At 59.7% G+C, this 8,063-nt stretch carries 8 protein-coding genes; 3 read left to right on the top strand and 5 right to left on the bottom strand.

Annotated elements, in window-relative coordinates:
- Window positions 1-454 precede the first annotated feature (454 nt).
- The gene (locus IFT82_RS20060; RefSeq protein ID WP_192129903.1) at window positions 455-841 is read right to left on the bottom strand and encodes a hypothetical protein; all 387 of its coding nucleotides are present in this window, start codon (window positions 839-841) and stop codon (window positions 455-457) included.
- An 869-nt stretch (window positions 842-1,710) separates the two neighbouring features.
- Between IFT82_RS20060 and IFT82_RS20065 the strand changes: the two genes are divergently transcribed.
- Window positions 1,711-2,418, top strand: a complete 708-nt coding sequence (locus IFT82_RS20065; RefSeq protein ID WP_244647029.1) for a Crp/Fnr family transcriptional regulator — start codon at window positions 1,711-1,713, stop codon at window positions 2,416-2,418.
- On the opposite strand, the gene IFT82_RS20070 is transcribed toward IFT82_RS20065, so the two are convergent.
- From IFT82_RS20070 to IFT82_RS20085, 4 genes are all read right to left on the bottom strand, one after another.
- Window positions 2,405-2,674, bottom strand: coding sequence for a DUF6894 family protein (locus IFT82_RS20070; RefSeq protein ID WP_192129905.1), 270 nt, complete (start codon window positions 2,672-2,674; stop codon window positions 2,405-2,407). The two genes, IFT82_RS20065 and IFT82_RS20070, sit on opposite strands and share 14 nt — an antisense overlap.
- An 837-nt stretch (window positions 2,675-3,511) precedes the next feature.
- Window positions 3,512-3,712: a hypothetical protein gene (locus IFT82_RS20075; protein ID WP_192129906.1), complete on the bottom strand. Its 201-nt coding sequence runs from the start codon at window positions 3,710-3,712 to the stop codon at window positions 3,512-3,514.
- A 79-nt stretch (window positions 3,713-3,791) separates the two neighbouring features.
- The gene (locus tag IFT82_RS20080; protein WP_192129907.1) at window positions 3,792-3,974 is read right to left on the bottom strand and encodes a hypothetical protein; all 183 of its coding nucleotides are present in this window, start codon (window positions 3,972-3,974) and stop codon (window positions 3,792-3,794) included.
- A 516-nt stretch (window positions 3,975-4,490) separates the two neighbouring features.
- Window positions 4,491-5,111 carry a hypothetical protein gene (locus IFT82_RS20085; RefSeq protein WP_207105856.1) on the bottom strand — a complete coding sequence of 207 codons (621 nt, stop codon included), beginning with the start codon at window positions 5,109-5,111 and terminating at the stop codon, window positions 4,491-4,493.
- 116 nt (window positions 5,112-5,227) lie between these two features.
- Here IFT82_RS20085 and IFT82_RS20090 point away from each other — a divergent pair, with 116 nt between their 5' ends.
- Complete coding sequence (locus IFT82_RS20090) at window positions 5,228-5,911, top strand: recombinase family protein (protein WP_192129909.1); 684 nt, start codon at window positions 5,228-5,230, stop codon at window positions 5,909-5,911.
- Window positions 5,912-7,705: 1,794 nt separating this feature from the next.
- Window positions 7,706-8,047: a hypothetical protein gene (locus IFT82_RS20095; RefSeq protein ID WP_192129910.1), complete on the top strand. Its 342-nt coding sequence runs from the start codon at window positions 7,706-7,708 to the stop codon at window positions 8,045-8,047.
- The last annotated feature ends 16 nt before the right edge of the window (window positions 8,048-8,063 follow it).

Genomic DNA, 8,063 nt, shown 5'->3' on the forward strand with positions numbered 1-8,063 from the left:
ACGAACCGTGTCACGCTGAGCAAATGCCTCTCCACTTAAGCGGGGCAAGTCCAATCTGGCAACAGTTGTCTATAGAAGTCAGCACTAATGGCGGGGCGCCAGTATCGGAATGGGGCCGGGGTTGGCCTTGCGTGCGTCAAGGCGCGATCTGAATATCAGCCAAGCATCGAAGCCGCCTCTTTCAAATTGCATCCGATGAGGCGCAGTCGGTACCATAAGCCGCTCACGGCCGCCGGTAGGCTATCTGTTAACGCTCCGGCCCTACCGCCCTTTCCCGAGTGCTATGCTTCTCGTTATGCCATCTCGGCGGCCTATTCGTCATAGTCTTTTGCTCAGCCGCTTATACCGGCGGCACGGCACGATGGCCCTTCAAATGGTCTCACTGCCTGACGGGTCTGCGTCGGACCAACGGGGTAACCGTGCGAGCAAAGCCGCGAGTTCCAAGCCGCCCCTGTCAGTCCACAGCATCTCGCCGCCACTCGTTTTCGTGCCGCCGGACTTCTTCGTCCCTCTCAGCCCATACTCGGTCAGCCTCATGGGTCAGCTCAGCCTCGCGGAGCTCATACCGTTCCTGCTCATCGTAATTTAGGCGGTGCAGCCACCAATTGCGATTAGAGTTATCAATGAATGTCCGAAGGCCACCCAACAGCAGCATCACGGCAGCAAGAGCGGCGAAACGATCAGGCCAGTCCCAAGAACGCATTAGATATAGCAGTGCGGCAAGGCCCATCAGGTCCATAATATGCCCCTGCCGCGTATCGCGCTTATAGTCCGCTTGGATCGACTCGCGAACCAACTTGGTCTGGCCTCCGTAGACGTGCAAATTGCGGTGCTCTGTCATCCCAACTTCCCTCCCGTACGATGTGACCAATCGCCACTGTTCCTCTGCTTCGGGGTTCAGAACAGCTAACCGCCCTTGCCGGTATGCTGTGCCTCTTGCTGCTCAACTTCGGCGGCTCGTTCGTCATAGCCTCGGGCAACCTCCTCGTAGGCGTCGCGAGCTTGCTGAGACGTTGAGTTGACGGCGAGGGCCCGAATGTCGGCGGAGAGGTCGTGGAGGCCTTCGCTACGGGGCTTTGGGGCCCCTGGGGTCGTCTTGGTCATAATCGGCTCCCCTGTGTGTCTGACGAAAATAGCGTGCGTGCTTAAAGGTCCGAGCGGCAGCGTCACGTTCCTAGCGAAGCCGCCTCTGGCAAGTCGCATCCGCCAATGCACCGTTGGTACCATGCCAGCGGCCCGGAGGGGACCCGTGGAGATTGGCATTCATCATTGCATGTCAGTGACCCGGCGAGCGTTGAGCCTGCCATGCCGCGACTGGTGCTGCGGGGCGCATGAGGGTGCTGGGGCCCTGCATCCTGGCCCGTCGAACATTGGTCCAAGGTGAGGAGAATAGGACCCGAGCGGGGACATTCGGCCGCCCATCACCCCGGCGGGTTCGTAAAAACGCGCGGTAAACCGCCATTATTCTCAGGTGACGTCGGTGGGCTTCCCCACCGTCACGTCTGATTTCATGAGACAGCGCATAGGCAGCCAACGTGCTAACTTACGTTCCGACTGATTAAGGTCTTAGGTATGACGAGTAATGCATGTTAGCATCGGGATATCGCGGGCTGATACTTCGGGCGCTGGCGACTGAGGGATAGCTGCCCCCCCCCCCCCGCGACGGACGGAGGGTTAATGCTAACTGCGAATACACCTGCACTGGCGGCGATGGTGAACAAGCTGGCGCAGCGCTCGAAACTGGATGCAGCCGAGACCCAGGCCCTGCTTGATCTACCCCATCGGGCGGAAATGATTGACCCCGGCCGCTACCTCGTGCGCGAAGGCGATAAAGCTCACAACTGCATCGTGCTGCTGTCCGGCTTCGTCTATCGCAGCAAGATTGCCGGGAACGGCGCCAGGCAGATTTTTTCGATACACCTGCGTGGTGATCTGATCGACCTGCAAAACGGCCTCTTGAGCGTGGCCGACCATAATGTTCAGACTCTGACCCGTGCCGAAGTTGCCGTCATCCCGCATCGGGCGATCTTTGCTTTGACCGAGGCTTTTCCAGCGGTTGCACAGGCGCTGTGGCGCGATACCCTCGTGGACGGCTCGATATTTCGGGAATGGATCCTCAACGTTGGTCAGCGAGACGCACACCAGCGTGTTGCCCACTTGTTATGCGAGCTTGCGCTGAGGCAGGAAGCCGCAGGCCTCGCCGAAAGCCCCTCTTACAAATTGCCGATGACGCAGGAGCAGATTGGCGACGCGACGGGGCTGACCGGCGTACACGTCAACCGGACGATGCAACGCATGCGAAGGGAAGGCCTTATCCATGCAGCCAAAGGCTCCGTCACTATAACGGATTGGGAACAGCTGCAGAAGGCAGGTGACTTCAACAGGGCCTATCTGCATCTACCGGCTACTGCAGCCTAGCCGGCTCTGACGGCAACCTCACCTCCATCTGGATGGGGCAGGCGAAGGTCAGAGTGAGGACGGGGTTCCCATGCTCGTCTTCCACGTCGAAGCGACCCTGGTAGTTGCGAACACCATTTCTAACCGCCTCGGTAATCAGCCCGCCCGCACTTTCGATCGCGGTCTTCTGCACCGCTGCGATGTCAGGCCGCTCGGTACCCTCTAGGTCGGTGACAACCTGATCGCCTTCCGTGATGTGAAAAAAGTAGATCGGCATCCATCGCCTCCTCACGATCGGAGGGACGAATAGAGTTTTTATCCGGTGTTATCAACTGCATAGATTAAGACCGGCGCATTTTCGTTGGTCACTCTGCAAGCGCTCATCGACGCTCCCGGACGGAAGATTGAAAAGCCTGTCTCGTATTCGGAAGGTTTCACATGAGCGTTAGTGGATAGGCCACCCATGGGGCAACACTGACCCGATTTAGGGGAACAACCTCCCCAAAAACGGCAGAAATCCCTACTGACGGCGGAGGACATATCCGCGGCAGCTTCGTCCGCTTGTGGGCGAGAGCGGTCATAGCCGTCACCACGCCGCGCCTTACGTTTTCGTTCGACTTCCTCACGTTCCGCCTGTGCCTGCCGCAACCACCGTCCTGTCCTAAAGGGTTCGCCGATCGCTAGGGCCGCATCCGGGCTAAGCATCGCTACAAGGCCGGGGTCGTCCCAGGTGCTGAGGGGGCACTAAGCGGCCTTGGGGTTGTCCCGCCGCAAAGAGGCGCTGTGTCACCGAAAGTTATGGGCGGGGCGTGCCTGCATCAGAGTCCGAGCATGGCCATGGCCGTCGCAGCGAAGCCCCGTGTTTCAAATCGCATCCCAGGCAGCGGCGCTGGGACCACGGTATGCGCGGGAGGGGACCCGTGGAGATTGGGCATTCATCATTGCGCAGAGGTGATGACGCGAGGGCAGGGTGCCGTTTCACCTATGCGTGGTGTGGTATCTACCTACGATCGCCGGAAGGTCCGCGCCGTGAATGGCTCACCATTGCCGGCAGGGTAAGCACATTGAGCCTAGATGGAAACATTCCGCCTAAGCCTGTGCTGGCTATGCGCCGTCAGTGTACGACTTTACGGCTGCCGGGTGACACTGTTCGTTCGAAGGCACCGGCGAGCATCTCCAAATCTTTGGCATGTTGCTCAAGCGTCTCGTTGGCAACGCGTCGATCATGCTCATTCAATTTGCCGCTTCTGATCGTCGAGGCGGCACGGGTAGCGCGGATAGCGGCCTTGAGTCCCTCAACGAACGCTTCGGCCACCTCTAGGTCCTCAGCCATGCTTGCCCCGCCTGCCTTGTGGTACTTGGGGTGGCGCTATAGGGCCATGGAGGCTCAGGGCTCAATACGGCCTATCGGCTCGATGCTCTGCCGATACCTCAAGGTCTAACGCGAGCTGCTCAAGTGCCGCCTTGGCGCCCTTGCGCTCGACCCCGTCCTTGTGTGCCATGAAGTACGGCAAGGCGTAGAGCTCCGCCCGCGACCTAGCGAGCTTGGCGATGGCGAGAAGCGTCCCGGTGTCCATGACACAGTGATGTACTTGGGTCATGTTAACTCGGGGTGTACTCGTGGTCGACCGTACGGGCGACGCTGGCCCGTTAGCCTCCGCCTCGTGCATTGGGGCGATGTGATGCCGAAAGTACTGGACGGGCCTTGCGTGCTTGAAGGTCCGAGCGGAAATATCGGCGTCGCAGCGAAGCCGCCAGTTCCAAATCGCATCCGCCGAGCCGCCGTTAGTACCATTCCAGGGGCCGGGAGGGGACCCGTGGAGATTGGCATTCATCATTGCGCAGAAGCGATGCCCCCCAGGATGAGGCGCTATCTGGCCTAGGCATAGTTTGACATGCAGCGATGATCGCTGAAAGGTCCGCGCCTCAGATAGCTCGCTATTGCCGGCGGGTAAGCACAATGAGCCTCAATGGAAACATTCCGCCTTAGCTTACGCCTAGTTGCGTAGGTGATAGCGGTATAGGGCCGCCTCCCGCCCCATTGAATGTTACTAGAGAAGAGCTTTTGTTAAGGGATGGGTGGCTCGTAATTTTTAGGGCAGAAAAGCAGTAATCATTCGCTGCTGCGCCCATCCGACGAGTGCGCCCCAGATCGCTATAATAATTGCGATGCCCCCTAAGGTTCCTATTGCATCTTCCGTAGTGTAAGGCTTTTCGGGCGTCGGAGGTTTGGATGGCTTGGCCCAATCAATGATAGGTGCTCGTCCTGCTACCGCCAAGAACAGCATAACAGTTCCGTAGAACATCAAATCGTCTAACGCTGACAATTGAACTTGTGTGGCGGATTGATAGCCCAAAATTAAAGCGTTTAGCCGGTTAAGGAATATTGATACGGCTGCTAGTGCTACTGACGCGATTAATGCGGTAAAGCGGGTAACTTTATATAAAATGCGGGTAACGCCCGCCATAGAGATTGTTAGAACAAAAAATACGGCAATTACCAGTAATGCTATGGAGCCGTTTGGCAATCGATCTAGCGCGCTCGGACCCTTCTTAGATGCCTCAATAATCGCACCCGCCAGCTTTGGTGGCTCTTTGGCCTGGAGCCATGCAAATATAATAGCTCCCACCCCCGCAGCCACGCCGGCTGGTGCTGATACGGTCGCAACGGGCGCCTTGGCGAATTCTGCTTTAACCGCCTGTATAAATTGCATGGCAGAATTCATATTCCAAGCCACGTTTTGTAACAACCTCTCATACAAGAGCGGAACACGTTGACGCCCTCTACAAAACCGCCTAACGAACGTAAGGGCGATTTGTAGAGGGTGCCATGAACGACCGCGCTGTGGCTTATTACCGGGTGTCAACAGCTCGCCAGGGAGCTTCCGGCCTGGGCCTTGATGCGCAGCGAGCGGCCGTGGAGGCCTTGTGCCTGTCGCGTGGGTGGGAGCTGATCGCGCCACCTTTCCAGGAGGTCGAGAGCGGCAAGCGTGATGACCGACCGGAGCTAGCGAAGGCGCTCCACCGTGCAAAGCTCACAGGGGCGCGGCTGGTGATTGCCAAGCTCGATCGCCTGTCCCGCAACGCCAAGTTCCTTATCGACCTCCAAGAGAGCGGTGTTCCCTTCGTTGCGGCCGACATGCCCGATGCGAATGAGCTTACCGTGGGCATCATGGCCCTCGTGGCGCGTCAGGAGCGGCAGGCCATCTCGCGGCGGACTACAGAGGCCCTAGCGGCGGCAAAGGCTCGTGGGCAGCGCCTTGGCAACCCCAATGGGGCAGCGGCTTTTCGGCGAGCTGGGAAGGGGAACGATGCAGCCCTGGAGGCCGTGAAGGCCGGCGCTGCTGATCGGGCGGAGAGCCTGAGGGGCACTGTCCAGGCCCTAGCGGCCGAAGGCATCACCAGCCTTGGCGGGATTGCAGGGGCCTTGAATGCACAAGGGATCGTCACGGCTCGCGGCGGCAAATGGCACGCCTCATCGGTCCGAAACCTCCTCGCTCGCGTACAGAAATAATCGGGTGTCCCATATGCTAGATCATCCCGGAAAGGGCCGTATTGGTGCCATGTCTAGCGCGGACACGGCCGAAACCCTGAGCTGTAGCGGAGGGTGGCCGCAGGATCGCGTAAGCAATGCTTCGGAGGGACCTGAGAGGGATGTGTTTGGCTACACCAAAGCCGATCGCCGCCAAGCAAGTACAGACTCTCGCATCATGGGCCTCGGCGCTCGTACAGCCTCGCCAGCGGCCCAAAGCCTTGTGGAGGGGCTGTGCGTCGACTTCCTGCCCCCAGTCCGTCCTACCAGCCTCCCAAAGCTCCGTGTGGCCACCGGGGCCGTCGTGGCCGACTTGCTGGTGGCCGCTCGGGCCGCTCAGTGGACGAGACGCGCTCTCGACGCTGCATCATTCACCGGCATGGATGTCACCCGAGCTATGTTTGGTAAGGTCCAGGAGGGCTTCACGGCCCATGGCCTCCTCGACGTCATTCCCGGATACTTCGAGCGTGGAGGCGCCTTTCAGTCTGGCCGACAGACCCTATTCCGCCCGACCCAAGCGCTCATCGACCGTGCTGCCGCGCATGGCGTGACGCTAGATGGCCTACCAGACCATTTCAGCATCGGGCGGCCTAAGGCCCCAGCATCCACGGACCTTCTTGTCCTTCGCGCTGCACGGACCCGCACGGATGATGGGATCAAGCGGACAGGCACGAATATGGCCATCCCTCCCGATGACCCTGAGGCCTCAAGGATCACATCGGAGCTACAGGAACTCAACGCCTGGCTCGGGTCCGTGTCGATTGAGGGTTTCGCCTTCCCTGGGCTCCGCCGCATTTTCGCTAATGGGGACCAACCGGGCTTCCGGTGGCAATGGGGTGGGCGGTTCTACTCGGTTCCCGGCGGTGACGACTACATGCGCTGGAAGGGTGGCAAGTCTGCCCGTGCAGCGGCCGTTCGCCTCCAGGGGGAAAGCGTTGGTGAAGTGGATTTGTCCGCTAGTCACCTCACGGTGCTTTACGGCCTCCTGAGCGAACCGTTTGACCCCAGGCAAGACCCTTATGCGATCGAAGGACAGCCCCGTGACCGGGTAAAGCGGTGGATGACCTATGCGCTTGGGGTGGGCTCTACGGCCCCGAGAGGGGGCGGTTGGTACGCCAAGGTCCGTGACGCTGTATTGAAGCGCCACCCGATCTTGGAAGGGCTGGACGGCCTTGGGGTCTCTACGCTGGACCTCCAGTTCCATGAGGCTGAGGTGATCGGGGCGGCCATGCGGACCTTACGACGTGAGGGCGTTGCGTCCCTGCCGGTGTTCGATAGCCTCGTTGTGCAGGCATCGAGGGCGGAACTGGCGAGAACGCACTTGGTGCAGGCCTTCACTCGCTATTTCAACGACCTACGCCCTGGTGGGACGCCAATCGTGCCTAGGGTGCATATCGGGGCTTGAGAGCCTGAGGTTGGTCATTGACGATGATCATAGGAGAAAGCTGAGGCGGCGAAACGTAGCGAGAGGAGCTTATAGCATACTAGAACAGAAAGTCCGGTGCGTCTCTCCGGTCGTCTCGTCAGATGCCGTTGGACGCCACAACCCTTTACATCTACTCCCAAGCAAGCACTCGTCAGACCGTACCTCCTTGCGGGTGATACTGGTCACAGGCGTCTCCCATGCCGTGGAGGCGAGTGCAGGGGTGGTCGCGTTCCCTCGCAAGCCCGCGATCACCCCGCTTCTACTCGTCGCCTGCCACCGTGCAGCACGCAGTCGAACACTGATTAGAACCGATCAGCCACCTTACGATTGCCTTCTGGCACCGGAGCGGCATGATCGCTGCAACGAGGACCACCGGCTGGGGGGATGCATTGGCGATGTTTGGATGGCTCAAGGGACCTAAGCCCACACCCAAGCCTGGTCCTACCGACGAGGAGATGCAGCAAGCACTCCGCACGCACGCCATGAGCACCTTGTCCCGGAACGACGGCTTCGCCCCGCATTACCGTCCCGACGTGACGTCCGAAAAGGACTTTGAGTCCCGTATGGCCGAGCTGCCCCTTATCATCGTGTGGAATGAACACGACACTCCCCAGGGCTTGGCGTTCTCGATGTCCGTGAACAAGCACAGGGTCGAAGTGGACTTGCCCCGGAAAAGTGGAGAGTTCCCCTGAGGTGAAAGGCGAACTC

The organism is Sphingomonas sp. CFBP 8760 (genome assembly GCF_014841615.1).
Classification (GTDB): domain Bacteria; phylum Pseudomonadota; class Alphaproteobacteria; order Sphingomonadales; family Sphingomonadaceae; genus Sphingomonas.